Here is a 25796-nt window from a genome sequence, read left to right as displayed (position 1 = left end):
TTTAACCACATAAGCACCTTATGAGTATTTCTCTTTTATTTGATCATCATTGAACTGTTCTGAGGTGCTCAAATCAGTATGGAAATAAGAATCATGGGGTGAAAAGTAAGCCTCTGACTTTATATTATTTTCTTTTAAGACATTTTTCCATCTTTGCTGAAACCATTTAAAGATAATATCCTCTTTCTTCTCAGCATATTCATCTAAGTAATCATCTATTTTGTCCTCTTCTACCCCTTGGTCATACAACTCATCTTCCAAATGAATATCTTTGTCCATAAAAATATCTGAAGGGAAGTATTTTTCTTTCTTTTGGGAAGGAATATCAATACGCTGACTTATGTAGTCCCCTTCTTTATTCATCGCCCAAGCTGAAATTTCAAGCCATTCATAATCATATTCAAAGAGAAAGTAGGCTCCTTTGTTCTGTAGGAGCTTTAAGATATCTTCCTCCACAAGAGAATTGTATTGATTCAAGTCAGAGCGCAACAATTCTAATAATTCTGTTATATTTTTCATCTTTTATATATTGTTGTTTACTATTAGTTGTCCCCCTTTGTCAGTCCGTTGTAGCAGCAAGAATTCCTATATACCTATCCCTACAAGGATTATATACCATCCAAAAAAAACTCCCCCACCAGTCTTTGCCCTCATCAAAGTAATTAGAGCTATTCGTACTCCACTTACAGACTTCTATTTGCAAAATATCAGTAAAAAGTAACCTACAAAAGTCTAAAAAGAAAATACCCTTTTCAAAATTGCTTTTTGTAATCATAAAAGAGTATGTAGGCTGAAAGAAAGCGTAAGCAAAGGCTTCCTTTTTCAGGTCTTCCTCAGTCATCGCCACTGCTTTTTCAGGCACTTCTTTATCATCATAGTAAAAATACCGATTGTGCAGTTTCCCACCACTAAGAATTATCCTTCCGCTCACCTCCTCATATTGCCAGCCCATAAAGTCTTGGACAGAAATCTCCTTACCCGAGTCTTCAAGGACACCAAAATCATAATCCATCGTAAAAAGTTCCCTGCGATTCTTTTTCAGTTTAGCTACCATACAGTCAAGATACATATTTACCTGCTCAGCTACCGAAATAAGAGTCTGCTGGGCTACTGCCAAATGCTTCTGATAAGGTGTATCTTCCTGCTCCGTATTCAACTGAGAGATACGAAAGTCTATAATACCGCCTTCTCTTTCAAAGGCTTTATACTTTTCTATAAACTTAGGAATCTCAATAATGTTCAATGATTAATGGTTAATACTACTCTATTTCAATTGCGAACGCAGTGCATTCGCAATTGGGGAGTCGATCTCTAATCATGCACACCTTCGCATTGTCGGAATACCAATAGTTGTTTTACTGCCAGAAAGGCCTCTCCTTGTGACCATGTTTGCGCATATTCTCTAAGTCGTTCTGCTCCTTCGTCCCAGAGTTCGTTGTTCAGCAGACACTCTACTACACAGTCCTCTCCGACACGTGCTACATAGCACTTGAGTGATTGTACACGCACTTCTGTTGTGAAGTATTGAGGCAAGAGATCCACAAGTAAGTCATAAAAATCCCGCTTGGCAGGAGGCGTTTTCCACTTTCCTAACAAATACTGATTGCCAAGCGTGGTGTGCCAATGTATATCTCCCAGATAAATATCGCAGTTCTTATTATGATAGCCACTCAAGCTATCAATAATCGTCTGAAAGGTTGTGGAAAGATAGTTTTCTATAAGTGAAAGTACCTTTTCCTGGTCGGTATCTCCGAATCCTGCTATATTATCCACGATTCCTTGAGGAAAATAGCCATCCTCTAAGTAAGTGCCTATGTGTAGCTCTATGAGACTTTCGTCCATTTCAGGGGTAGGGATCACCTCCAGCTCTATACGCATTTTTTCTCCCATCCAAATGGTACGGGTAGGGATATCAGGGTCTGCTTTATACCCTTGTTCTATAATCTTTTGAGAGAGCTGCTCAAGGATTTGCTCTTCTATGTGAGTGGTAAGACGCATGGTTAATTGTTAATTGTTAATTATCAATGGTTATAGGGGTACGATGTCAAGTCTTTTATTTGGCAAAGACAATACAAGTAGGCTTATCCACACTGATACTCTGTGAGGTATCGGTAAGGGTGCCTGTGGTTTCATTTCGCTGGAAGACCTGTATCTTATTATCATCTCGGCAAGCGACCAAAAGATATTTACCATTGGGGGTTATTGCAAAATTGCGAGGGTGAATACCTGTGAGCTGGTAACCTACTTTCTTTAGTGTTCCCCGCTTAGGGTCAATGGCAAAGATAGAGATCCCATCTTTTTTCAGACGGTGCGAGGTATAAAGAAAACGCCCATCGGGACTGATATGTATATCAGCACTTCCTCCCCCTTGGCCTTCATCGGCCATTAGGCGTTGGACTTCCTTTATTTTCCCTTTGTGATAGCTTAGCACCACACACTCTCCCCCCAATTCGTTGATTAGGTAAGCAAAACGACCGTCCTTGCTAAAGGTAAGGTGACGAGGGCCTTGTCCATCGCTAACCTCATAGGCTACCTGTTGGTCTGTAAGCACCTGAGCTCCTTGGGGAGCTTCCTGATTATAGCGAAAACGATATATACGATCATTGCCCAAATCGGTAGCCAATACATATTTTCCATCAGGGGTAGGGATCATACAATGGATATGAGCTACACGCTCTGGAGTCCGCCCCTCAAAGGCTATATGCTGTATCTCGGCCTGTAACTTACCTGCTGCATCCAATAGGAAAACACTGATGTCGCCCCCTGTGTAATTGGCTGTTATGGCATATTTACTATCTGCAATGATATGGCAAGGGTCAGCACCTGCTTGTGTAGGCTGAAAGACAGGCTGAGTGGGTAGCTTATCTTGGCCTACCTCAAAGGAATAAGCCCCTTGTCGGCCATCGTTATACTCACTTACCGCATAGAGATGTTTGCCATTGGGAGCTAAGGCTATAAAAGAAGGATTAGCGGCGGCGGTACTACCTAACTGTACTGAAGTTCCCTGTTGCTGATCAAAGCTATAGGTATAAATACCCTTGGAATTGCCCCCTTCTGTATAAGTGCCTACATACATTGTAAGGCTATTGGAGGGAGCTGATTGTGCAAAAGTATGCAAACTAACTAATGCACAAAACAAAGATAAAAGTGTTTGTGATTTTTTCATATGTGTTTTGGGGTTTTAAGTTTAGAGGTTTTGTTTTTTATTTTAAGATATTCTAAAAATCCTTTCTGTTCTTCTGTACTGAAAGCCCAATTGTTCTATATCGTCATTGCGATAGGCTACACCTCTTTCTTTGGAAATAGAGGTCTCTACCTGTAAAGGACGATTAAAGGGAGTTTGTATCTTATTGATTAACGGATTCTTTTCTTGTGCTATTCTATAGGAAAACAAACATATTCTATCCTTTGCGTTTGAAAGCATTTGCCAAAGGGGCACACACTTTTTTATAGTTTTCAAAGAATCTAATAGTTGTTTTTGTGCTTTTTCAGATTTTCCTCCTCTGAAGTCTTCTGTAGGCTTATCAAGATTCTCTATATCAATAGCAGAAGATATTTCATTTAAAATACAAATTTCAACCTCTGTATCTATAATAAAATAATCACACATACGGGTTAGTCCTTCCCCTTTGAGTATAGCACTATTATTCAGCTGCGCTTTATAGTGCTCAAAGTCAAGGATATACAACGACCATTCCTGCTCATTCCTATAAGAGGATTTTCCTGTTCCCTTAGCCATTACTATCACACTCTCCCTTGCACTATCTTGTAAGTCAAATTCTTTTTCCTTGGTAAGCCCCTGCCTTAGCTGGATTTTTCTGTTAAGTTTCAGTGATTGGGGAAGCTGTACTTGAAAATAATCATCGATTAATGGCGTTGTAATTGTCATAGATTTCATTTATGTCTTCTGATAAATCCATTACATCGATAAAATGTTGGTCGGTTGCTTTTAGGTCATGTAACCTACCATTGTCAATTTTCCAAACCCCTAAGTGTTCATAGTTTATAGCCGCACCATTGGTAAATCGGGTATCTGAATTATCAAAGGCCTTGATCAGTAGGTTAAGGTGATTGACAATATAGGGACTATGAGTGGCGAAAGCCAATTGGACTTGACGATCCAGTTCTTTGCCCAAAGGGAAACAATCCTTAGCCAATCGGTTAATCAACCTCCTTTGTGCTGAGGGATAAAGAGAGAGTTCGGGTTCTTCTATAAAGACAGAAAGGGTCTTTGTTGTAAAATGAGCTGAATTGATATTTTTAACCGCCTCCATATTGCCCATTTGCTGCATTTGCTGGATTTTACTCATTAGGAAATCATTAAAAGCCCCTGTTAGGACTTCTCCAAAATCATATTTTTGAGTAAGGTAAGAGACAATAATCTCTGGAAAAAGGGCTGTTTTGGTACCACTTGAGCTATTTTCAAGATGCATCTCAAAGGTATTACCTACCGACTTATCTTTTACAAAGAATTGAGGAAGTATCCCCTTTTTCTGAAAGAGTATTAAGTCCGTACTTTCTATTAGGAATTCCTTTTTGTCAAATTGTTCAAAGGCTGTTAGAAAATTATTGTAAGTATCTTCCAAATAATAAGGAATCTTAAAGTTTCTTGGAATCTTATTGGCATAAATATCGGGAAGTACCCCCCTATTCTCACTGACAAAAGCTATTTTATCCAGCGTCAAATCACCTTGTAGCTTGGTATCTGTAAGTATTTTCCCTTTACTCTGGTAAAGGGAATCCCCTATTTGGAACCTTATTTCAGTATCCTTACGTATAAACTCACTTAGTCCACTTGTTTTGAGTAGGGCTTCAGAATTCAGCCTACTATAATCGCTTTTTTTCTTAGCAATTCCTGCTTTTACAAAGAAAGTACGTAGATTATTCTGCTTATGTACCCATTTGAGGAGTGATATAAGCTTAAGGATAGCACTTTTCCCACTACCAGATTCACCTATAAAAACCATCAGAGGCTTTAGAGGAATATCCATTTGCGCAATAGGGCCAAAGTTTTTTATATACAGCTGTTGATTCATTGTTATAATTTCTACTATGCAAAAATAAAACTATTAGCTGTAAAAAACAAATTCTTTTGCTACAAGCTGTAACAAAAGAATTTAGTTTTTTAGCAACTGCTCTATTACTCAATAGGCGTTGTAGGAAGTTTCACTTCTCCTGGGTCTTTCCAAAGTCCGTCCTTGATAGCGCGTTTCTTAGCTGCTTCTGCTCGCTTTTCACTATCAGGGTGTGAGCTCATCATCTTTTGGAAGCGGCTTTGGGTCTCCCCGCCAGAGAGTAGGGCTAATTTCTTAAAGGCTGTATATACCGCCACTACATTGTAACCATGCTTCTTCATGAAGTTATAAGAGTACTCATCGGCTTGGGATTCTTGCTTTTTGCTGTGCTTGGCATCAAGCATAGCTTCGGCCATTTCGCCTAATTGGCTTTCGCTCAAGGTCTTTACCGTATTGGAAGCGGCTGCACCTGCTTCTTGTAGGGCGGCTCTGGTATAGGCTGCCTTAATAGCATCCTTGGTATCCTCGTTCTTTACGTGGCCAATCTCGTGACCAATGATTGCCAAAAGCTCATCATCAGTCATAAGGTCCATAAGGGAGGAGAAAACGCGTACACTACCATCGGCACAGGCAAAGGCATTGATATCGGTTACCAAGTACACCTTGTAGTTGAGGGTCATGCCGTCTTCGTTTTTGTGTTTGCCGAAAAGACGATTAAGTCACTTAGTATAAGGACTTTTTGCATCCGCCACTTTATTATGGGCATCCATCCACTCTACTGATTCTTTGGATAGCTTTTGAGCATCCTCATTGCTAAAGGAAAGTGCTTGTACGCCTTTGGTAGCGGCACTGGCCATCTTTCCAATATTAATCTGTGCTTGCGCAGTAGCTACTGCTACCATACACAAGACTGTCAAAATTGTTTTTTTCATATAAATCTCTTTATAATTACCGAGTGCAAATATAAGGAATTTAATTGTTAATTGTTGATTATCAACTGTTAATATTTAATGCCAATAATGATTAATGACCAATGACTAATCCTTTATAGTATTAGTCATTGGTCACTAATCATTGGTCACTAATTGTTATATCTCGTGTTCTGCTTTGATTTCCCTATGTTCGTAGTCGGCGATCATCAGGCGATCATAGTCTGGCTTGGTACCTTTTCCGAAACGCTTACCTATGTTGTCAAAGATTAGATATACCAGTGGCACAATAATCAAAGTCAAGAACAGAGAGGAGATTAGCCCTCCGATGATTACAATCGCTAAGGCATTATTAACCTCAGCTCCTGAGCCAGAGGCTATAGCCAAAGGTATCATCCCTGCCACCATGGCAATGGTGGTCATTAGGATCGGACGGAAACGCGCATGGTTGGCTTGTATCAGTGCCGTTACCGTATCTTCTCCTTCCTCCTTGCGGTGGTTGGCGAAATCCACAATCATAATCGCATTCTTAGCCACCAAACCGATGAGCATGATGATCCCCAAGAGGGTGAAGACATTAAGCGACATATTGGCCATGGCCAAGGCAATCAAAGCTCCAATAAAGGAAAGTGGGATAGAGAACAAGACCACAAACGGACGAGAAAAACTGTTATAGAGCACTACCATTACCATGTACACCAATAAGATTGCGGCAAAAAGGGATACAAATATTGTTCCGAACCCTTCGTCCTGCATCTCTTGATCTCCAGAGAAGACGAACTGTACATTGGCGGGTTTCTGCAAGGTTTCTAACTTGGTTTTCCACTCAGAAACAATAGTACCTGTAGGACGTCCTACGGATTGGGCTTGTACGGTTACTGAAGGCGACTTGTCATAACGCTCTAACTGGGTAGGCCCTGAGGCATAGAATACATCGGCAAACTGGGAAAGCTTGACTTGTTGTCCTGCATTGTTGATAAAAATCATATTCTCTATATTCTCTATAGACTGGCGGTTGCCTTCCTCAAATAGGATATTGATATCATATTCGGAGTCTCCTGTGCGGAACTTATTATCATCATTTCCGTTGAAGGCTACACGCATGGTCGTTCCCACTGTAGCAATATTAAGACCCAGCATTGCCATCTTATCACGGTTCAGCTGTACATTGATCTCAGGGTTCCCTGCCTCTGAGGAAAGCTTTATTTCAGTAGCTCCTGGTATCGTCTTGAGTAGTTCAGCGGTTTTCACGGCATATTCTTGAGCCACCTTAACATCGTCGGAGGTAACCACCAAGGCAATTGGTGCTTGTTCTGCTCCCATCATGCCAACAGGTACAGTCTTTACTTTGGCATCAACCAAGTATTGACTCAATTCTCGCTTGAGCTTAGCGGCAATTACCGTAGTGGATTCGCTACGTTCTTTCTTATCCACAAGAGTAATCTGTATTTCAGACTTATACGCAGTAGCCCGAGTGGAACCCATACCACTGGTAGACTGTCCTACTGTGGTAATCATACGCTCTACCAAAGGCTTATTGGTGCCCGATACCTTGAGGTTACGCAAATAGTTCTCTGCCTTTTGGGTAATAAAGTTAGTCTGTTCCAAAGAGGCATCTTTGTTCAGCTCAAACTGTATTAGGAACTTACCCCTATCCATATTAGGCATAAAGTCTGTTCCTATATAGCCTGTAGGAATGAGCGAACAAGAACCTGCAAAGAGGAAGAATACCAAAATGAATGTTTTCCATTTGTGCTTGAACGACCATACCAATAGGTCAGAGAAAAGGTGAGTCATACGCTTGATAAAGCCCTCAAAACCAATAGAGATCTTGCCCATAAGTGATTTAGGATCTGGGTGCTCCAACTTTCCAAAACGAGAGTAAAGCCAAGGCACTATAGTAAAGGACATCAGCAAAGAGAGTGCTGTAGCAATAGCCACAGTAAGACAGAACTCTTTTACGATATTGACCACTATACTATTTCCTATAGAAATCGGTACGAATACCACCACAATCACCATAGTAATAGCCATAACGGTAAGGACAATTTCCTTAGACCCATCATAGGCAGCACGTACCTTGTTCTTTCCCATCTCCATATGGCGGTGTATGTTCTCCAAGACCACGATGGCGTCATCCACCAAGATACCAACCACCAGAGAGAGTGCCACCAAGCTCATCAGGTTCAGTGTAAAGCCAAAGAAGTACATACCGATAAAGGCCGCAATGAGCGAGGTCGGGATAGAGACCATGACAATGAGTGCGTTGCGCAAGCTGTGGAGGAAGAAGAACATCACCACGGCTACGAGTACAATCGCCAATACAAGGTCAAACATCACCGAATTAGCCGCATGTAGGGTAAATTCGCTGGTATCCTCTGCCAACTGTAGTTTTACATTTTGATTGACATATGTTTTTTCTATCTGTGCCATTTTCTTGCGCACCAACTCACTTACCGATACGGCGTTGGCATCGGTCTGCTTGAGTACTTGCAACAAGAGCGTGTTTTCTTGGTTGATACGCGCGATTTTCTCAGCATCCTCTTCGGTATCTTGTACATCAGCTACATCGGAAAGGCGGATTTCGATACCATTTTTGGAAACTAATGGAAGGTTACGCAGCTGTTCTACATCCTGAATCTTACCCAAGACACGGATGGAGGTACTATTCTCACGCGTTTTGAGCTTACCAGCAGGGATTTCTATATTGGAAGCTGCAATAAGCTGTTGTACCTGAGCGATCGTAAGGCCATAGCCTTCGAGCTTTTGAGCATCCACATTCACACGAATTTCCCTCTTACGTCCACCAATGATATTGACCTGTGCCACCCCTGGTACACGAGAGAGTTCAGGCTGTATCTTTTTATCCACTAGGTCATAAAGCTCCTGTGAGGAAAGATTGGAGGTAACCCCAAGTGAGATGATCGGCAAGTCCGAAAGGGAAAACTTGGAGAGAGAAGGTTCTTTAACATCGGTAGGGAGCTTAGAACGAATAGCGTTGATCTTACGCTGAGCCTCATTGAGCGTATTGTCCACATTGGCATCGTTGGTTAGCTGGATAACCACCACAGAGAGTGACTCATAGGAGTAAGATTGTATTTTTTTGATATTCTCCAAGGAAGATACCGCATCCTCGATTTTCTTGGTTACGGTACTCTCAATTTCTGAAGGAGATGCTCCTGCATATATAGTGGAAATGGTTACCACATTGACCTCGAACTTAGGAATGAGTTCGTAGTTTAGGAGCTTATAAGAATATAACCCTCCTAGGAGAAATAAGGAGAGCATCACAATTAGGACACTGGGTCGCTTGATAGAGAGTTTGATTATATCCATCGCAAGTAATTTCTAAATCGGGGGCAAAGGTAAAGCAAAAAAACTAAATAAACAAAAAAAGTTTCCATATTTTTTTATCAAGGAATGATAGTGTTATAGAGATATAGGGATACAGAGTTACTAAAACCCTATATCCCTATATATTACCTTAACTATTAACTATTTACTCAAAAGAAACCAACTTTTCTCTCCATTCTTAACACTACGTAGATCGTAATAGTAATCATAAGTAGTGGCATCTATTTGATAAGGACTGTTATTGACCACCTCATCAATAATAGGAGTGAGGTAGGGGAAGTATTGCGAAAATCCGCTGGCGAAGTTCGGGTCTTTCAAGAAGATCTCTATCTGATCAGGATGACCTGCTACCCCCACAAAATCAGCCTCATAGTCCGAGGTATAGTCAGTATAATTACCATTATTAGGATTGACATTTCTCAGGCTCAAGGTTATACCAGTGGAAGTTCCCCCGTCATTTCCCTTGATAAGTTCTCTAAAGGAAAAAAAGGTATTTAGGGAGTAGTTTCTCCACTTGCCACGGCGTACCTGATTGTCCAAGTCCCTATGAATATCTATATAGCTTTGGGAGGTATAGTATTCTCCTACCCTTATCCAACGAGAAGAAGTCGTAGAGAAAGTGATAGGACAAGGCACTAAGGCTGTGGAGATAGCACCATCGGGCGTTGTCAAGGCCGTCTTATCTTCATTGAAATAGAGTTCGTCGAAGGTAACTCCCTTAATCTCAACAGGTTCATAGAGCTTAATTCCTTTTTCGGTAAGAGAGAAGGCACGCTGTAGCGTCTGTCCTTCATAGCTAAAGACCAATTGGCGATAACTAGGGAAGTGTGTAAGCTTCACTTCAGTGCCTTGGATAGTGATAGGAGAGAGTCCCTTGCCCTTAAGCACTTGAGTATTCTCGCGGAGCTTAGTAAGGAAAGCCTCCCTATCGCTGGTGAGCTTGGTGAGGGTCATTAGGTTATTGGAGGTACGCCCTCGGAGGGTAAGCACCCCGTTTTCTTCTTTGAGGAAGATAAACTCAATATCCCCTCCTCTAGCATTGGTAAATACTGGAGAGACGAATCGGAAATGGTCTAAGACACTATTGAAAGTATCAAAACTCAAGGTAGGCCCCTCGGTATTGGAATAGGTATAGTAAGATTCTTCCTCGGCATTGGTAGGTCTTACCTCGGAAGAGGCCTTTACCTTACCATCTTTGAGTTTCAAGACAAAGGAGTAGCCTCCTATACTGCGTGGTGCCACGGGGAATCCCCCGAAGCTACGGCTTACCCCCGGATAATAGGAAAGCAACCAATAGCCATCATAGCTTTCTATGATCTTTTTATAAGTATCAAGCGTGGTGGAAGTACGGTCACTAGCCTCCTTTTTGAATATGGCTTCTTCCTTATATTCACAAGCCGAAAGGAGTGCAAAGGCTAAAAATAGAGTAATATATCTTTTCATTTTTTTAATTATTAGTTAGATCAGAAAAATCTTTCCGAGGGACCACCTGCCCACTCAAGGTACGTCCTGCCACATAAGGATAGCGTTCGCGAATCTTATTGCGCAAGACATCCAAGTTGATATTCCAAGTGGTGGTGAGGTAGCGGCGGATCATTTTCATCTTCTGCTCAAGCTTCTCTTTACCTGTATATTGCTCTGTAGAGCGGATTTTGGCATTGCCCAATTCCAATTGTTCTTCCCATACACGAGCCGAGTCATAGGAAGCCACTGAGGCACCATTGTTATAGTTAGTAAAACTACGCTTCCAAGCTGTATAGAGGGCATCGTCGAAACCATCTCCATTAGTATCCAAAGTAGTATCCTCGGTAACACAACCACAATCCTGTGTAGCATTGAAGTAGGTGATATAGCGAGAGATCATCTCCACGAAGTCCTCATCAGAATCCTTACTTCCGTAAGCGCTGATAAAGCCCGCCTTGAGGTAATCGGTACCTGTCCAGCTATTAGCCCAGCTATTACTTTTGTAGTCGGTACCAGAGATACGCTTGTAATCGGTAGGGTAATCCACCGATTGATGCCATGTGTGAGCTGTCTCGTGGTAGAGGGTGTGTAAAGCATTATCATTGAGGTAAAAAATACTATTGGGGCGTATATTGTTGATATTCATCATATGGATCTTTACCCCATTGGTAGCCAATCCTCGCATAGGAATACGGGTAGCATGATAGGCATTCTCCCCTATGAGAATCAAGGTATTAAACGAATGTTTCTTCATGAACTCCTTGGAGGTTACCTCTACATAAGGCTCTATAAATAGATAATTGAACACGGAAGCGAACTGTACCGCCTTGTCATACTTAGTGGGGGTGAGCACCCAGCTACGGGTGGTTTCCTTCTCCACGAAGCGGTAGAGAATACGGATATTATACGGCTTGGTAAATCGCTCTTGTATGTAGGTATCTAAGGGGTTAGGCGGGTTGAGCACCTCTTGTTGTGAGTCATTTTGCTCATTGTCCTTGGGAATAACACTATCGGCCGTAAGAGTATTATCCACGGAGCAGCTTACCATGGCTGCTGCTAAGAGTATATATATAATTTTTTTCATAAACATGAGTGTTTTTATCTTGGATTAGGTTGCATACCGGCACCTATAGCGGTACCAGGGAGCTGTATGGCACGGCGAGCATCAATGGGAGCTAGTACGCCTTCTATGGTAGAGATGTCTCTCTCTTGCTTGGTATGTTGGTAGCGTGCCACCTCTATCCCATAGCGCTTGATGTCTTGCCAGCGAAGTCCCTCATGCATAGTAAGGATACGGCGGCACTGTAACACATAATGAATCAAAGGTTCCTGTTCAGCTGTAAGAGTAAAGGAAGGATGTAGCTGTTTCTTTTGAGTGGCTCCACTAGGAGTGCTTTGGCTATAAGCCAAATCGTTATAGAAGTTAGTTATCTCTTCCTTGGTAAAGGTATTGCCATTAGGATTATAATTAACCCTTCCACGTAGATACTTGGAAGTCCATATATTAAGATCCGCCACGGCACTATCGAGTTCTCCAAGCATAATTTTTGCCTCGGCACGCACCAAGAGGGTCTCATCGGTGGTGAAAGGCACCAAGATGGTACGAGTATAGGAGCCATCTCGAAAGGTAGGAAACTTAGGTTGTAGGACTATATCCCTTAGGTCGGCACGCTGCGTGAAAGGCATGAACCAGTAGAACTCATAACCATTATTCTTTGATTCGGCACGCGCATCCCAAAGGTTGGTAGTGGAGAAGGTTTCTTGCTCTGCTACTCTATAAGCATGGGCGAATCGATAGTTAGTTTCTACAAAATAAGTGGTAGAGAGTTCCGAATAGACGGGTTGTAACATAAGGTTGGCTACTTCACTTTCACGGGTATAGGCCTGTGCATAAGCGGTTAGGGAACGGATACCTGTTTTTTGGGCATCACGGAAATCTAACCATTCGCGTATGAGTGTTTTGGTTGTAGCCTCATTGGTAGTAAGCACCACATTGGCTGCATCTACTGCTTTTTGCCATTGTTGGTAATAGAGGTAGAAGCGAGCAGCGAAGGCATAAGCTGCTTTCTTATTGAAGTGATACTTAGGCATTTGGTAGTAACTATCATCAATAAGAGGAAGCCCCACCTGAAGGTCATGATCGATCTGCTGATATAGCTGGGCTACAGTACCACGGTCACGCTTAGGATTGAGCTGTGCCTCAGGTTCGGTAATATAAGGAATCCCTAAGTCGGTACCACTGGTGGTAGGGTTGTAAGCCTGACAGAAGAGGTTAGCCAAGCAGAAATGGGCATAGGCACGAGCTACTAAGGCTTCCCCTTTGGCAGGATTAAGGGCTGGATCACCCTTTAGAGTCGTCTCAATAGCCTCCAAGGCAGCATTGGCATGGCTGATCGCCTTATAGTGAAAGTCCCAAATATTCTGTAAACCATCCAAGTAATTGTATTCCAATATAGGTTGCCAATAGGCTGCCTCACGAGTGAGGAAGTTAGAATAGATATTGTCCGCCCCTATATCATCTATATTATCCGAAGAAAATTCGCTAATGAGGGTGGTGGCTATCTGGGGATAGGCATTGGTCAGGGTCTGCTGTACCTTTTCAGGTGAGTCAATCAGCAGGCGATTGTCCGGCATTTTATCCAGCTGATCGTTACAAGCGGTCAGCGCGAGGGAAGTAATGGCTAATATATAGTATATTCTTTTCATCATTTTAGGGTTAAAGTCCTACACGTAAAGTAAATATCAATCGCTTAGGAGAGATAGGGGTATATCCGTTAACCAAGTAATCAGGATCGTCTCCATTAAGGCGCTTATCGGCATAGAGTAAGGCTAAGTTGGTGGCTTGTAACTTGACACTAAGCTGGCGGATACGAGTCTCACGCAAGAAATCCTTATCGAAGGTATAGCCTAAAGAGATCTCTTTCAGGCGGATATTATCTCCCTTGGCGATACGAATATCGGAATAGTCATAGGTATTATAAGCCTGGCTGATTTCATTGTAGCCATAGGCATTTTGCATAAAAGTAGTATAGACTACAGGGATGTTGGTTTTGGTCTCATCACCAGCGAATTGCCAACGGTTGTTGAGCTCACGAGGGACAATTCCATAGTCGGTATAGATATTGCTGAGTTTTCTAAGGCGTACCACATTCCCATAGGAGTAAGTAAGCACTACCCCCAAGGAGATACCTTTGTAGTGAAAGGTATTGCTAAAGCTTCCCTTATCAGTAGGGATGAGGGTACCTGCATATTTTAGAAAATCTACGTTGCGACTATCGAATCGGATTCCCCCGATGGTAGATTGGTCGTGTTCGTTGAGGAAAGTAGGCAATCCCCTATCGTTGAGTCCATTGAAAGGAACTGAGAAGATAGACTTAAGTGGATAGCCTGCGCGGGCGAACCCTCCTTGGGAGGTAGCACTGGTAGAATAGCCTATCATATCACGAATGGTAGGAGTGGTAAGCAGCTCAGTGATTTCATTTTTAGCTCGAGAATAGATAAAGGAAGTCTTCCAAGAGAAGTCGGCTGTTTTGAGATTGGTTGTCTCTAAGCCTATTTCAAGCCCACGGATACGCATTTGAGCCATATTCCCTTTTTTGGTAGTGAAGCCCCCCGTACCTTGGGTAACAATATCCCCTATCAGGTCATAGCTATGACGGTGGAACCATTCTACAGAGAGGTTGATACGATCATCGAGGAAGCCCAAGTCTGCTCCTATGTTTAACTCTTGGTTTTTCTCATAGGTCAGGTCATGGTTGGCAATATTCTGGATTTCAAGACCTAACTCACGCTGAGTGGAGTTGCGCCAAGGATTGTTGATATAGAGCTGTGCTAAGGAATTGCTCACAGAAGGTGCTACAGCCGTTACTCCAAAAGAAGCCTTGAGGCTTAGGTGAGAAAGGGGCTTAAGAGAAGCAAAGAAGTTCTCTTGGCTCACATCCCACTTCAGTCCAGCATTCCAAGTAGGCATCCAGCGGAGGTAGCGAGAAGGCCCGAAAGCGTTAGAGGCATCATAGCGCAAAGTACCATTGGCCGTATAGCGTCCTTTGAGGGTATAAGAAGCATTGGCAAAGAAAGCCTGGTTGTTATTTTCAGTATCGGCTACGGTATAGTAGTTACGGAATTCTTCTTGCAACTTCTTGAACATCAGGTAAGAGAAAGAAGCATAGTTACCTGCATTGTAGAGCAAGCCATAGTTTCGATTCAGATCATTGGTATTCTTGGCGTTGTCCATCTCAAAGCCTCCGAATAAGGCGATACTATGTAAGCCTTCGGCAAAGGTATCCTTATAGCTAAGGGTTGCACGGAGGTTATTGGCCAGTGAGGTTTTGTCTATCTTCTCACGAATTCCTCCCTTGGGTAGTACCACCACTGGAAGGGCGAAAGGATCGTTAGGGTCTTTGTACAGATTGGTATTATTGTCTCTCACAGTTGTATTGGGCATGGCGCGGTAAGAGAGCACCCAGTTGGAATTTTCTTTATACTCTGTCTTTTGGGTATTATTTTGGTAGCGGATAGCACCCATGAGAATCGCCTCTATCTTAGGGGTGATCTTCCAAGAGAGTTGCCCCTGTATACGAAGGGTAGCTATATCAGTATCTATATAAGCGTTGTCCATCTCATTGAAGATGTTGTAAGGAGCATAGTTGGTTGTGTAATAGTCCTTAGCATTTAGAGTTCGAGAGTGGTTCAATGCATAGTTATAGCCATCCTGTATAGGAGTGGTTTGGTCTCGGTAGGAGAGGTCTGTGATCAGTCCCAAGCGCACTTTGGAAGAAAGATTATAGTTAGCATTGAGATTGGTTGCATACTGAGTGAGCTTATTACCTTTTTGCCAACCTGGATCTGAGAGGAGGCTTAGGGAGGCATAATAGGTAGATTTTTCATTTCCAGAGGAGAAGGAAAGGGTATGGTTCTGCATTACGGAAGTTTGGAATAGTTGCTTGAACCAATTGGTATTACGTCTTTCGGCTTCTTGTAGGTAAGCCCTACGTCCTGCCTCGGTATTGAGTACGCGAGAATTACCTTGTCTATCAAGCTCGTAGAAGAGTTCATACATTCTTCCTACGATCCCTTTGTTCTTTTGGGTTACTACATTTTGGAACTCATAGTGGCCACCCTGCATCAGTTCTTGGATAACAGACATTTGTTCCTGAGAGTTCATAATGTTGTACTGGTCATAAGTAGGAATAAGGCGGAAAGTAGATTCGTTGGTATAGGTGAAGCTACTGGTTCCAGCGGCACCTTTTTTGGTGACCACTTCCACTACTCCTGCGATAGCACGAGGGCCATAGACAGCAGTAGCAGAGGCATCCTTAAGCACTCTAAAGCTCTCAATGCTTTCAGCTGTAAGGCCTGGGATTGCGGAGGCTATCAGCAACTTAGCATCTTCGGAGACGAGATCTTCAGGTTTAAGGTCTATTTCGTCTTGGAGAATAACCCCATTGAGCACCCATAGGGGCTTTACCTCTTGATTGATAGACGTTTGCCCACGGGTATTGGTATTCATGGGCGCTTTTGGGGCAGGTTTGGGCTTTGTTTTGGCCTGCTTGCTCTGCTCCGTTTTTTTCAGTTCCTCCTGTGCCCAAGAGGTCTGTCCTACTGCTAAGAACAGCAAGAAGAAGAGCAGAAATCTGACTTTCACTGTATTCATCTTTATGTATTAAAAATAGATTTTTTGAGTCTTGTTAGGGAAATTTCCCTTTTGAAAAAGGCTTGCAAAATTACGAATAAAAAAAGGAAAAAGCAAGCATTTCCCCCTATTTATGTAGGGCAAGAGATGTTAAAAGAACCATACCTAACACACATGAATTTCGTGTTCTTTTATTCACTAAATCATAAAGCTCATAAGAGGGAAAATCAGGAGTAATCCCAAAGGAGATACCAGGCATGTAAGTCGAGGACAAAGGTAAAGCAGAAGAGTTTCCATATTTTTTTAATAGTCAGTGGCCAGAAGTCAGTTTTCAGTCTTTTTGAGACTGACCTCTGAAAACTGAAAACCAACTAATATTTGTTTTTCTAGGGAAAAAAACGTAATTTTACTGCAATCAAAACCTACCTTTCTGTTTTTGAAAGCTAAACTAAAAAATATGAAAATAGAAAAAGACCAAATGAAGGATGTTTCTAATCCTTCCGAATGTACTACTATTATTGTAGGCAAGCGAGCCACCACCGATGGTTCTATGATTGTAGCACGTTCTGATGACTGGAGTGCTGTAGTGGCCAAAAGATTAAAAGTACACCCTGCGAAAGGACAAGGCCCTGAGGAATTTGTATCCTTCAACAATGGTTTCCGTTGTCCCCTTCCGAAAGAGGCACTAGGGTATATGGGGATGCCTCCTTATCAATACCCTGACCAATGGGAAAGTGCCGGCTTTAACACCGCCGGTGTGGGTATGAGTGCTACCGAGAGTATCTTTAGCAGTGAAAAAGCCCTAGCTGCTGACCCCTTAGTTCCCAATGGCTTAGGCGAAATTTCTATTAATTCGGTAGTGCTTCCTTATGTCCACAGTGCCAAAGAAGGCGTAGAGAGATTGGGAGCTCTTATAGAGAAATATGGGATTGCAGAAGGCTTTGGGGTTGGTTTCATAGATCAAAAAGAGATATGGTATTTGGAAACCGCCTCTGGCCACCGCTGGATAGCCAGTCGTATTCCCAGCAATGTATATTTTGTAACAGCTAATCAGGCACGCCTGCGTGAGTATGATCCTATGGATAACCACCACTTCCTAGGCAGTGAAGACCTGATTGAGTTTGCTATCACTCACAAGCTATATGACCCTAGCAAGGGTGTTTTTGACTTCCATAAGGCTTACATTCGTGATGAAAAACTTGATACCACCTACAATTACCCACGCGTATGGGCTTTACAAGCACTCTTTAGTCCTGAAATAGAGAATGATGTAACTGAAAATAACTTTCCTGTATTTGTACAAGGTGAAAATTGTATCTCCTTAGCTGATGTCCGCCGTGCTTACTACCACCACTACCAAGGCTCGACACATGACCCTTACTTCCACCAAAATCCCAAAGAACCTTACCGCCCTGTGGCTATCTTCCGTGCTACTCATACTCATATCCTACAGGTAAGACCTGAGCTACCTAAGGCTATAGGCGAGATCAATTATGTGGCTTTTGGTATGGCAGCATTGGGAATTTTTATCCCTATCTACCAAGGGGTTACTTCCTATCCAGAGGCCTACACCAAGGGTGATAACCACTGCAAAGAGGATGCTGCTTACTGGATCCTAAGGCGTGTACAGACCTTAGGCATGGTCAATTATAACAAATATGCTCCCGTGATACGCGATGTGTATGACCGTTTTGAGACTGAAATGGAACAACGCCAACGTGAAATGGAGGCTGATTATCTTGCCCTCTACCCTACTCATCCTACGGCTGCTCAAGAGCTATTACAACGCTTTTCTGATCAGCTCTTAGAAGATGTACTTACCGTAAGTCGTGAGCTACTCAATGACCTCTTCACCCGCCTTACTCTGGATATAGAAGCCGAGTATCGCTTTGCAGGTGCATAAGAGAGTGATTAGTGACACTAGTAACAAATAAAAGGGCTACCCTCGCGGGCAGCCCTTTTGAAAATGATGATATGAGAAATGCTAATTATTTGTAAAGGTAGAACCAGTAATCGCTATTGGTGGTACTGGTAAATTTGTAATAATCACCTCCGTCCTCTACTGTATAAGGTCCATTATTAGCAATAGCTCTATAGAGTATGGTAACAAGCCAAGAGTAGAACTGTATTTGGTTTCGGTATTCGCCTGTTCTGAGGGTTTTGTGATCAGATGGGTCTTTGAGGATAAAGCGCACTTGGTCAGGGTGATCTCCTACCCCTACCATATCCACTTCATAGTAAGTCCATACACCACCTTCGTATCCCTCTACATAAGAGATAAACTTAGTGAATCCTGTAACTGATTCGTTGTCATTCCCTTTGATTGTGGAAAGTCTAAGGTCTGTAAAGCCATTTCTTTTGAGGTCATACCAAGCATAGGCCCACTTAATCCACGAATCGGTTGTATTGTAGCTGGTCATAAACTTATCGGAAACAAAACCTTCGTCAAACCACACTTTCATAGGGTTTTCTGTTAGCTGGAGAGGAGCTGCTTGGAGAGTAATGGTAAGGGTATTATCAGGTGTGGTAAGGGCTGTTTTTGCCTCATTGATATAGAGTTCGTCCAAAGTAACCCCATTTACAGTAACAGGTTCGTAGAACTTAAGCCCCTTATCGGTTACCACAAAGGCCTGTTGCACATCCTGCCCATCATAACTAAAAGCTATTTGGCGATAGCTGGGGAAGAGAGTCATGGTAACTGTCTTGCCACCGATTTGCGCAGCGTTAAGACCTTTGTCTTTAAGAACTTCCGTATTAGCACGTACCTTATTGAGGTATTCCTCACGGTTTCCTGTGAACTTGGTAAGGGTCATTTTGGTAGTGGAAGAACGTCCTACAATAGCATAACCATTACTTACAGGTTCCAAAATCTCTAACTCAATATCCCCACCACGAGCGTTAGGAAACTGACCAGAGGTACGGCGGAAGTGATGCAATACATCGTTATATGTATCAAAACTAAGAGTGATTGCCTCGGTATTCTGATAAGAGAAGTAAGTGGTATATTCATCATTATTAGGCATGAACTCTGCTGAAGCACTTACCTTACCATCCTTGAATTTCAAGAAGATGTTATACCCCCCTACACTATGATCCATTCTTGGTAGCCCTAAGAAACGTCGGCTTACCTGAGGGAAATAAGAGAGTTGCCAATAAGTATCCTCTTCAAGGGTGTTCTTATAAGTCTCTAGGACATTGGCCATACGGCCTGCTGGTTTCTGGTCGAAATTATCATCTTCCTTGTAGCTACAAGAGGCTACCAAAGAAAGTGTCACGAGTAATATGATATATCTTTTCATAGCAAATTTTAATTATTAGGTAACACAGAGAAATCTTTTCTTGGTACAGGATTTCCTTCAAAGTCTCGACCCACTACATAAGGGTATCGGCTACGGATTTCAGCACGTAGTTCATCAAGATTGATATTCCATTCTTCCAAGAGATATTTCTTCATAATGGCCATTTTCTGTTCTATTTTTTGCTTACCTGTATAGGTTTCAGTAGGGCGTATTTTTACATCCGCTATTTTAAGCTGTTCTTCCCATACATTGGAAGACTCATAGGTGTTTTGGCCATCGTTTAGGCTTCCGTAGTTCCAGAACTTATTCTTCCAAGCGGTGTAAAGCGCATCATCAAAGCCATCTCCGTCGGTATCCAGAGAACTATCTGTAGTAGCACAACCACAATCCTGTGTTGCATTGTGATATACGATATAGCGAGCCAACATCTCTACGAAGTCCTCATCGCTATTAAAGCTAGAGTATGCAGTCATAAAGCCGGCAGGCAAATAGTTTCTTGAGGATAGGTTCCAAGCTGTTACCCAGTTATCTCGCTTGTAGTCAGAAGCGGAGATCTTCTCATAATCAGTAGGATAGAGTTTGGCTTGGTGCCAAGTGTGTGCATTCTCATGATAGAGTGTAGCCAAGATGTTGTCGTTAAGCCAATAGATATTGTTAGGGTCCATATTATTAATCTCCAACAAGTGAATCTTCACCCCAGCAGCGGCAAAACCTACCAGCTTCGCTCCAGTGGAGTTGAAAGCAGGTTCACCTATCAATATAATGGTATTGAAGGAGTGTTCTTTGAGGAACTGCTTGGAGGTTATCTTGATATAAGGCTCTACAAAGAGATAATTAAATACATTGACAAACTCTATCGCTTTTTCGTAGCGCGTAGGAGCCATCGTATAAGACCTATAGATTTCCCTTTCAAGGAAGCGGTATAATATATTTATACTATAAGGCTGAGAAAAGTGCTTTTCTATATACTTATCCAATGGATTCTGAGGGTTAATCACCTTTCCATTGACACCTCCATCGTCGGCAGTTGTAGCACTTTCGGAGGTATTGATTTTATCATCATTGGAACAGCCCATAAGGAAGGCTGCTGCCAAAAACATATATATTATTTTTTTCATAAGATACTATTTTTATTATCTTGGATTAGGGGTCATTCCTGCTTGTAGTACCATGGTAGGCAACTGAAGCGTACGTCTTGGGTCATCAGGAGGAAGTACCGCTTTGACAGAGAACTGGTTACGGTTATTTTCGTCGGTCTTGTAGCGTACTACCTCTATATTGTAGCGGCGTATATCCTGCCAACGCAAGCCATCACCAAGAGTAAGAACGCGGCGGCACTCAAGCAAATAGTGCAAGAGGGGTTCCTGTATGCCATCAGCCTCTATAGTGAAGGAAGGATTTAAGTGCTTCTTCTGAGTAGCTCCATCGTCGGTAGCTTGGGAGTAGTTTATACCATTGTAGAAAGCCACAATCTCGTCCTGAGTTACTTGGTTCTTGTTGGTATAACCTGCTACTTCTTTCACTTGGATAAACTTAGATGTCCATAGGTTCAAGTCATTAACAGCGCTTTCGTACTGCTTGAGGTGTATCTTAGCTTCGGCACGTACCAAAAGGGTTTCGTCGGTAGTGAAAGGAATCATGATACTTCTGGAATAATCACCTGAGAAAGCAGGCCATTTGTCAAAGAAAATAGTATTGGCATCGTTACTTTCTGTCTTAATAGGCATAAACCAATAGCGCTCATTGATAATAGCCTTTCCTTGTGTATCCCATAGGTTAGGAGCTGCCAAAGTTTCCTGGTTAGAAATACGGCTATTGTGGGTGTAACGGCGGGAATAGTCTTCAGAGAAATAGTTAGTAATGCTCGAATACACTGGCAATACTAAGAGGTTCGCCTGTATATCATCACGGGTATAGTAAAGCGCTCTGTTTCCTTGTTTGGTACTTCCTACTTTGCTCACATCACGGAAGTCTCGCCAGTTTCTTAGCAAGTTCTTAGTGGTTCTATCGTTGGTAGTAAGCACTTCATTGGCTGCATCCAAGGCTTTTTGCCACTGTTGGTAATAGAGGTAAAAGCGTGCTGCAAAGGCATAAGCTGCTCTTTTATTGAAGTGATACTTAGGCATATCATAGTAGCTATCATTGATAAGGGGCAATCCCTCTTGCAAGTCGGCATCTATCTGCTGGTAGATTTTAGCCACTGAAGTACGTTCGTACTTTTTGTTCAATTCAGTCTCAGGGGCGAGCATATAAGGAATCCCAGGATCAGAGGCACTGGTAGAAGGATTATAAGGCTTCCCAAAGAGGTTCACTAGTTCAAAATGCCCGTAAGCACGAGCTACCAAGGCCTCACCACGAGCAGGTTGTAGCTCAGCGGTATTACCCAATTTGTCAATGGCCTCTAGGGCTGTATTGGCATGGTTAATAGCATCATAGTGATATTGCCATACGTACTTTAATCCCTCATAATCAGAGTATTCGTTGATGGGTTCCCAGTTGGCTATTTCTACGGCCAATGGGGGGTCAAACTTCACGAGATCTCCTCCATCACCTATATTATCGGAAGAAAATTCGTTCAAGACGCTGGCACTTACCTGAGGATAGGCATTGACCAAGAGTTTCTTTACCTTTTCAGGAGAGTCCACACGTACTTGGTTATCAGGTAGTTCGTCCAATAGTTTGTTACAGCTTGTAAGTGCTAAAAAGGCAGCTGAAAATATATAATATAATCTTTTCATATCGTCTTAGTATTAAAGTCCTACACGTAAAGTAAAGATAATTCGCTTAGGCGAAATAGGGGTATAGCCATTGGCAAGGTAGTCAGGATCGTCTCCGTTGAGCTTCTTGTCGGCATAGAGTAGTGCCACATTGGTAGCCTGTAACTTCATGCTGAGCAGGCGGATACGTGTATCCCTCAAGAAATCTTTGTCAAAGGTATAACCTATAGAAATCTCTTTTAGGCGGATATTATCACCCTTAGCTATACGCACATCGGAATAGTCATAAGTGAGATAAGTACGTCTGATTTGATCCCAGCTGTATGTCTTTTCATACATATAGGTAGTATAGAGGCGAGGAATATTGGTCTTGTTCTCATCGCCAGGTACAAGCCAACGATTGTTGAGTTCTCGAGGAGCATTGGCATAGTCGTTATATACATTGTTCAAATGTCTTAGACGTACGACATTTCCGTAAGAATAGGTAAATACCACCCCGAAAGAAATTCCTTTGTAGTTGATTGTATTGCTAAAGCTACCACGGTCAGTAGGAATGAGGGTACCTGAGTATTTCAAGAAATCCACATTTCGGTTATCAAAACGAATACCACTCATGGTTACATCCCCGTTTTGATCACGGAAAGTAGGCAATCCGTTGCTAGCAAGTCCGTTGAAAGGAACAGAGAATAGAGATTTTAGTGGATAGCCCTCTTTGGCAAAACCACCAGCCGATGTAGCATCGGAGGAGTTATAACCCACCATATCAGAAATATTAGGACTGGTAAGGAGCTTGGTTATTTCGTTCTTAGCACGAGAGTAGATAAAAGAGGTACGCCAAGAGAAATCGTCGGTCTTGATATTGGTAGTTTCCAAACCTATTTCCAAACCATGGGTACGCATTTCGGCCATATTACCTTTCTTAACTATGGTACCACCTACCCCTTGGGTTACGATGTCCCCGATCAGGTCATAGCTGCGACGATTGAACCATTCGGCTGAGATGTTGATACGGTCATTGAATAAGCCAAACTGAGTACCTATGTTAAGCTCTTGGTTTTTCTCATAGGTAAGGTCGTGGTTTGCAGAATAAGAGATGTTAAGCCCCAACTCTTGTTGCTTGGAGTTCTTCCAAGGCAGGTTTGGATAGATCTGGGAGAGAGAGTTGCTCACTGATGGTGCTACTGCTGTAATCCCTATAGAACTATAGATATTTAGGTGAGAAAGTGGTTTTAGGTACTTGAAGAAGCTTTCCTGAGTAACGTCCCAAGTAAGACCTGTGTTCCAGGTAGGCATCCAGCGGATATAGCGAGATTCCCCGAACTGGTTAGAGGCATCATAACGCAAAGTACCAGTAAAAGTGTAACGACCATTGAAAGTATAAGAAGCATTACCGAAGAAAGCCTGATAGTTACCTACCGTATTATTAATGGTATAATACTTATTGTCATCCTCTTCCTGACGTTTCTTAAATATCATATAGTTATAAGAACTATAGTAGCCTAAGTTATAGAGTATTCCGAAGTTTCTATTGACATCGTTGGTATATTTGGCATTATCCATATCAAAACCACCGAATAGGGACAAGGCATGCAATCCGTCCTTGAAAGAGTCATTATAGCTAATGGTAGCGCGGAAGCTGTTGGCATTGGTCGTATTTTCAGTCTTTCTACGGATCCCTCCTTCAGGAAGTACAGAGAGTGGTAGGGCGAAGGGGTCGTTAGGGTCTTTGTACAAGTTGGAATTATAGTTCCTTATCACAGAGTTAGGCATATATCGGTAAGAGAGTGCCTCGTTGGAGTTCTCTGTTTTTTCCTGATTATAGATAGCTGATTGGTAACGAATAGCCCCCATAATGGCTGCTTCTACCTTAGGGGTAATCTTATAAGTAAGTTGTGCCTGTAGTCGTAGGTTTGCTATATCGGTATCCATATAAGCATTGTCTATCTCATTGAAGATATTATAAGGAGAATAGTTACGTGTATAGTAGGCCTTAGGGTCTAAAGTACGGGAGCTATAAAGGGCATACTTATAGAGCGAACCTGTGGAAGAGATATAAGGAGAGGTCTCATCGCGATAGGAAAGGTCGGTGATGACATTAAGGATAAATTTGGAAGAAAGGTTGTAGTTGGCATTGAGGTTTCCTGAGTATTGTGCCAACTTACTACCCTTAGTCCATCCTGGGTCTGCCAGTACATTGATAGAGGCATAATAGGTAGATTTTTCATTCCCTGAAGAGAAAGAGAGCGTATGGTTCTGCATCACAGAGGTTTGGAAAAGTTGCTTGAACCAGTTGGTATTTCGTCTTTCAGCTTCTTGTAGATAAGCCAAGCGACCAGCAGAAGTATTGGGCACTATGGCATTTCCGTCAGGGCCGATTGTTTTGTGTAGTTCGTACATTTTACCAATGATTCCCTTGGTCTGTAGGCCGGACATGCTTTCTGTCTTGAAGTGTCCACCACGTATAAGCTCTTGTATAACCGACATATGGTCTTGGGAGTTCATGATATTGTACTCATTATAAGTAGGAATAAGTCGGTAAGTAGATTCGTTGGTATAGGTAATGCTGCTGGAGCCTGCGGTACCTTTTTTGGTCACCACTTCCACTACCCCCGCGATGGCACGAGGCCCATAAGTTGCAGTAGCAGAGGCATCATTGATCACACGGAAGCTCTCAATACTCTCTGCGGTAAGTCCCGGAATAGCGGAGGCAATGAGCAACTTAGCATCATCCGATACCAGATCCTCAGGCTTGAGGTCTATATCGTCCTGAAGTGGTACGCCATTGAGCACCCATAGAGGCTTTGCTTCTTTGGAGATAGAAGTTTGCCCTCGTGAGTTGGTATTCATAGGCGCTTTTGATTCACCTTTTGTGGCGGCTACCTCACCTTCTTTAAGCAAAGTAACATCCACAACGAGGGAAGTTGGGGTCAGCTCCTGCGGCTGCATGCCTTTGAGCGCGAAGACTAAGGTTTGCCCCTTAGTGATTTCGAGGGTATACTTCCCATCGAAATCGGTGTACGTACTTTGAGAGGTGTCTTTCACACTGACCTGTACGCCAGCCAGTGGCTTGGATTGGGAATCTTTTACCAATCCAGAAATTTTCATCTCCTCTTGAGCTAAGGAGACATGCCATACTCCAAAGAGGAGTAAGAACATGCACAGCAATCTGAATTTGACTGTATTCATCTTTATATACTTAAAATAGATTTTTTCCATCAAAAGTTTTCCTTATCACCCGCAAGACATATCTTGAGAATATTATCCTACTGCGAGCTTTTATAAATACCTAATTTTAGAAAAAGGTTCGCAAATTTACGAATTTTAAATGATATATCCTACAATAATTTGTTATAGTCAATCATATTTAGAATGCGAATAAAATACGA

General features: G+C 42.3%; 16 protein-coding genes and 1 pseudogene. 1 reads left to right on the top strand and 16 read right to left on the bottom strand.

Going from position 1 to position 25796, the window contains the following annotated elements; genetic code table 11:
- Positions 1–18 precede the first annotated feature (18 nt).
- The 12 genes and pseudogenes from HMPREF1154_RS02595 to HMPREF1154_RS02540 form a co-directional block, all read right to left on the bottom strand.
- Entirely contained in the window at positions 19–519 is a 501-nt protein-coding gene (locus tag HMPREF1154_RS02595; protein ID WP_009641002.1) for a hypothetical protein, read from the bottom strand.
- Between the two features lie 40 nt (positions 520–559).
- Positions 560–1243, bottom strand: coding sequence for a hypothetical protein (locus tag HMPREF1154_RS02590; protein ID WP_009640980.1), 684 nt, complete (start codon positions 1241–1243; stop codon positions 560–562).
- A 68-nt stretch (positions 1244–1311) separates the two neighbouring features.
- Complete coding sequence (locus tag HMPREF1154_RS02585) at positions 1312–1998, bottom strand: DUF6348 family protein (RefSeq protein ID WP_009641008.1); 687 nt, start codon at positions 1996–1998, stop codon at positions 1312–1314.
- Positions 1999–2053: 55 nt separating this feature from the next.
- On the bottom strand, positions 2054–3166 hold the full coding sequence (locus HMPREF1154_RS02580) for a lactonase family protein (protein ID WP_009640986.1): 1113 nt from the start codon (positions 3164–3166) through the stop codon (positions 2054–2056).
- A 42-nt stretch (positions 3167–3208) separates the two neighbouring features.
- Positions 3209–3889, bottom strand: coding sequence for a hypothetical protein (locus HMPREF1154_RS02575; RefSeq protein ID WP_009640985.1), 681 nt, complete (start codon positions 3887–3889; stop codon positions 3209–3211).
- A complete protein-coding gene (locus tag HMPREF1154_RS02570) occupies positions 3861–5036 on the bottom strand; it encodes an AAA family ATPase (protein WP_009641003.1) in 1176 nt (391 codons plus the stop codon). Before HMPREF1154_RS02570 ends, HMPREF1154_RS02575 begins: the two co-directional genes overlap by 29 nt.
- 104 nt (positions 5037–5140) lie before the next feature.
- Positions 5141–5947: pseudogene (locus HMPREF1154_RS02565) on the bottom strand (M48 family metallopeptidase).
- A 156-nt stretch (positions 5948–6103) separates the two neighbouring features.
- The gene (locus HMPREF1154_RS02560; RefSeq protein ID WP_009640978.1) at positions 6104–9280 is read right to left on the bottom strand and encodes an efflux RND transporter permease subunit; all 3177 of its coding nucleotides are present in this window, start codon (positions 9278–9280) and stop codon (positions 6104–6106) included.
- Positions 9281–9439: 159 nt separating this feature from the next.
- Positions 9440–10741: a DUF4302 domain-containing protein gene (locus HMPREF1154_RS02555; protein WP_009640992.1), complete on the bottom strand. Its 1302-nt coding sequence runs from the start codon at positions 10739–10741 to the stop codon at positions 9440–9442.
- 4 nt (positions 10742–10745) lie between these two features.
- Positions 10746–11852 carry a substrate import-associated zinc metallohydrolase lipoprotein gene (locus HMPREF1154_RS02550; protein WP_009640984.1) on the bottom strand — a complete coding sequence of 369 codons (1107 nt, stop codon included), beginning with the start codon at positions 11850–11852 and terminating at the stop codon, positions 10746–10748.
- Positions 11853–11860: 8 nt separating this feature from the next.
- Positions 11861–13468, bottom strand: coding sequence for a RagB/SusD family nutrient uptake outer membrane protein (locus HMPREF1154_RS02545; RefSeq protein ID WP_016421039.1), 1608 nt, complete (start codon positions 13466–13468; stop codon positions 11861–11863).
- A gap of 10 nt (positions 13469–13478) precedes the next feature.
- A complete protein-coding gene (locus tag HMPREF1154_RS02540) occupies positions 13479–16415 on the bottom strand; it encodes a SusC/RagA family TonB-linked outer membrane protein (protein WP_009640988.1) in 2937 nt (978 codons plus the stop codon).
- A gap of 436 nt (positions 16416–16851) precedes the next feature.
- On the opposite strand from HMPREF1154_RS02540, the gene HMPREF1154_RS02530 reads away from it, so the two are divergent.
- On the top strand, positions 16852–18297 hold the full coding sequence (locus HMPREF1154_RS02530; RefSeq protein ID WP_034566760.1) for a C69 family dipeptidase: 1446 nt from the start codon (positions 16852–16854) through the stop codon (positions 18295–18297).
- 85 nt (positions 18298–18382) lie between these two features.
- On the opposite strand, the gene HMPREF1154_RS02525 is transcribed toward HMPREF1154_RS02530, so the two are convergent.
- Genes HMPREF1154_RS02525 through HMPREF1154_RS02510 form a run of 4 tightly spaced genes read right to left on the bottom strand, consistent with a single transcriptional unit; the run spans position 18383 to position 25566 of the window.
- Positions 18383–19693, bottom strand: a complete 1311-nt coding sequence (locus HMPREF1154_RS02525; protein WP_009641001.1) for a DUF4302 domain-containing protein — start codon at positions 19691–19693, stop codon at positions 18383–18385.
- An 8-nt stretch (positions 19694–19701) separates the two neighbouring features.
- Positions 19702–20811, bottom strand: a complete 1110-nt coding sequence (locus HMPREF1154_RS02520; protein ID WP_009640997.1) for a substrate import-associated zinc metallohydrolase lipoprotein — start codon at positions 20809–20811, stop codon at positions 19702–19704.
- Positions 20812–20826: 15 nt separating this feature from the next.
- Positions 20827–22431 carry a RagB/SusD family nutrient uptake outer membrane protein gene (locus HMPREF1154_RS02515; protein WP_009640996.1) on the bottom strand — a complete coding sequence of 535 codons (1605 nt, stop codon included), beginning with the start codon at positions 22429–22431 and terminating at the stop codon, positions 20827–20829.
- 12 nt (positions 22432–22443) lie between these two features.
- Positions 22444–25566 (bottom strand): TonB-dependent receptor domain-containing protein, encoded by a 3123-nt coding sequence (locus HMPREF1154_RS02510; protein ID WP_009640995.1) that lies wholly within the window; start codon positions 25564–25566, stop codon positions 22444–22446.
- Positions 25567–25796: the final 230 nt, after the last annotated feature.

Source organism: Capnocytophaga sp. CM59, from assembly GCF_000293175.1.
Taxonomy (GTDB): domain Bacteria; phylum Bacteroidota; class Bacteroidia; order Flavobacteriales; family Flavobacteriaceae; genus Capnocytophaga; species Capnocytophaga granulosa.
This window is presented reverse-complemented; position numbering and strand designations above follow the sequence as displayed.

What these genes read in the sequence shown, in the direction of transcription:
- HMPREF1154_RS02595 (WP_009641002.1), bottom strand. Translation starts at nt 519, where the DNA reads ATGAAAAATATAACAGAATTATTAGAATTGTTGCGCTCTGACTTGAAT.
- HMPREF1154_RS02585 (WP_009641008.1), bottom strand. Translation starts at nt 1,998, where the DNA reads ATGCGTCTTACCACTCACATAGAAGAGCAAATCCTTGAGCAGCTCTCT.
- HMPREF1154_RS02580 (WP_009640986.1), bottom strand. Translation starts at nt 3,166, where the DNA reads ATGAAAAAATCACAAACACTTTTATCTTTGTTTTGTGCATTAGTTAGT.
- HMPREF1154_RS02575 (WP_009640985.1), bottom strand. Translation starts at nt 3,889, where the DNA reads ATGACAATTACAACGCCATTAATCGATGATTATTTTCAAGTACAGCTT.
- HMPREF1154_RS02570 (WP_009641003.1), bottom strand. Translation starts at nt 5,036, where the DNA reads ATGAATCAACAGCTGTATATAAAAAACTTTGGCCCTATTGCGCAAATG.
- HMPREF1154_RS02560 (WP_009640978.1), bottom strand. Translation starts at nt 9,280, where the DNA reads ATGGATATAATCAAACTCTCTATCAAGCGACCCAGTGTCCTAATTGTG.
- HMPREF1154_RS02555 (WP_009640992.1), bottom strand. Translation starts at nt 10,741, where the DNA reads ATGAAAAGATATATTACTCTATTTTTAGCCTTTGCACTCCTTTCGGCT.
- HMPREF1154_RS02550 (WP_009640984.1), bottom strand. Translation starts at nt 11,852, where the DNA reads ATGTTTATGAAAAAAATTATATATATACTCTTAGCAGCAGCCATGGTA.
- HMPREF1154_RS02545 (WP_016421039.1), bottom strand. Translation starts at nt 13,468, where the DNA reads ATGAAAAGAATATACTATATATTAGCCATTACTTCCCTCGCGCTGACC.
- HMPREF1154_RS02540 (WP_009640988.1), bottom strand. Translation starts at nt 16,415, where the DNA reads ATGAATACAGTGAAAGTCAGATTTCTGCTCTTCTTCTTGCTGTTCTTA.
- HMPREF1154_RS02530 (WP_034566760.1), top strand. Translation starts at nt 16,852, where the DNA reads ATGAAAATAGAAAAAGACCAAATGAAGGATGTTTCTAATCCTTCCGAA.
- HMPREF1154_RS02525 (WP_009641001.1), bottom strand. Translation starts at nt 19,693, where the DNA reads ATGAAAAGATATATCATATTACTCGTGACACTTTCTTTGGTAGCCTCT.
- HMPREF1154_RS02520 (WP_009640997.1), bottom strand. Translation starts at nt 20,811, where the DNA reads ATGAAAAAAATAATATATATGTTTTTGGCAGCAGCCTTCCTTATGGGC.
- HMPREF1154_RS02515 (WP_009640996.1), bottom strand. Translation starts at nt 22,431, where the DNA reads ATGAAAAGATTATATTATATATTTTCAGCTGCCTTTTTAGCACTTACA.
- HMPREF1154_RS02510 (WP_009640995.1), bottom strand. Translation starts at nt 25,566, where the DNA reads ATGTTCTTACTCCTCTTTGGAGTATGGCATGTCTCCTTAGCTCAAGAG.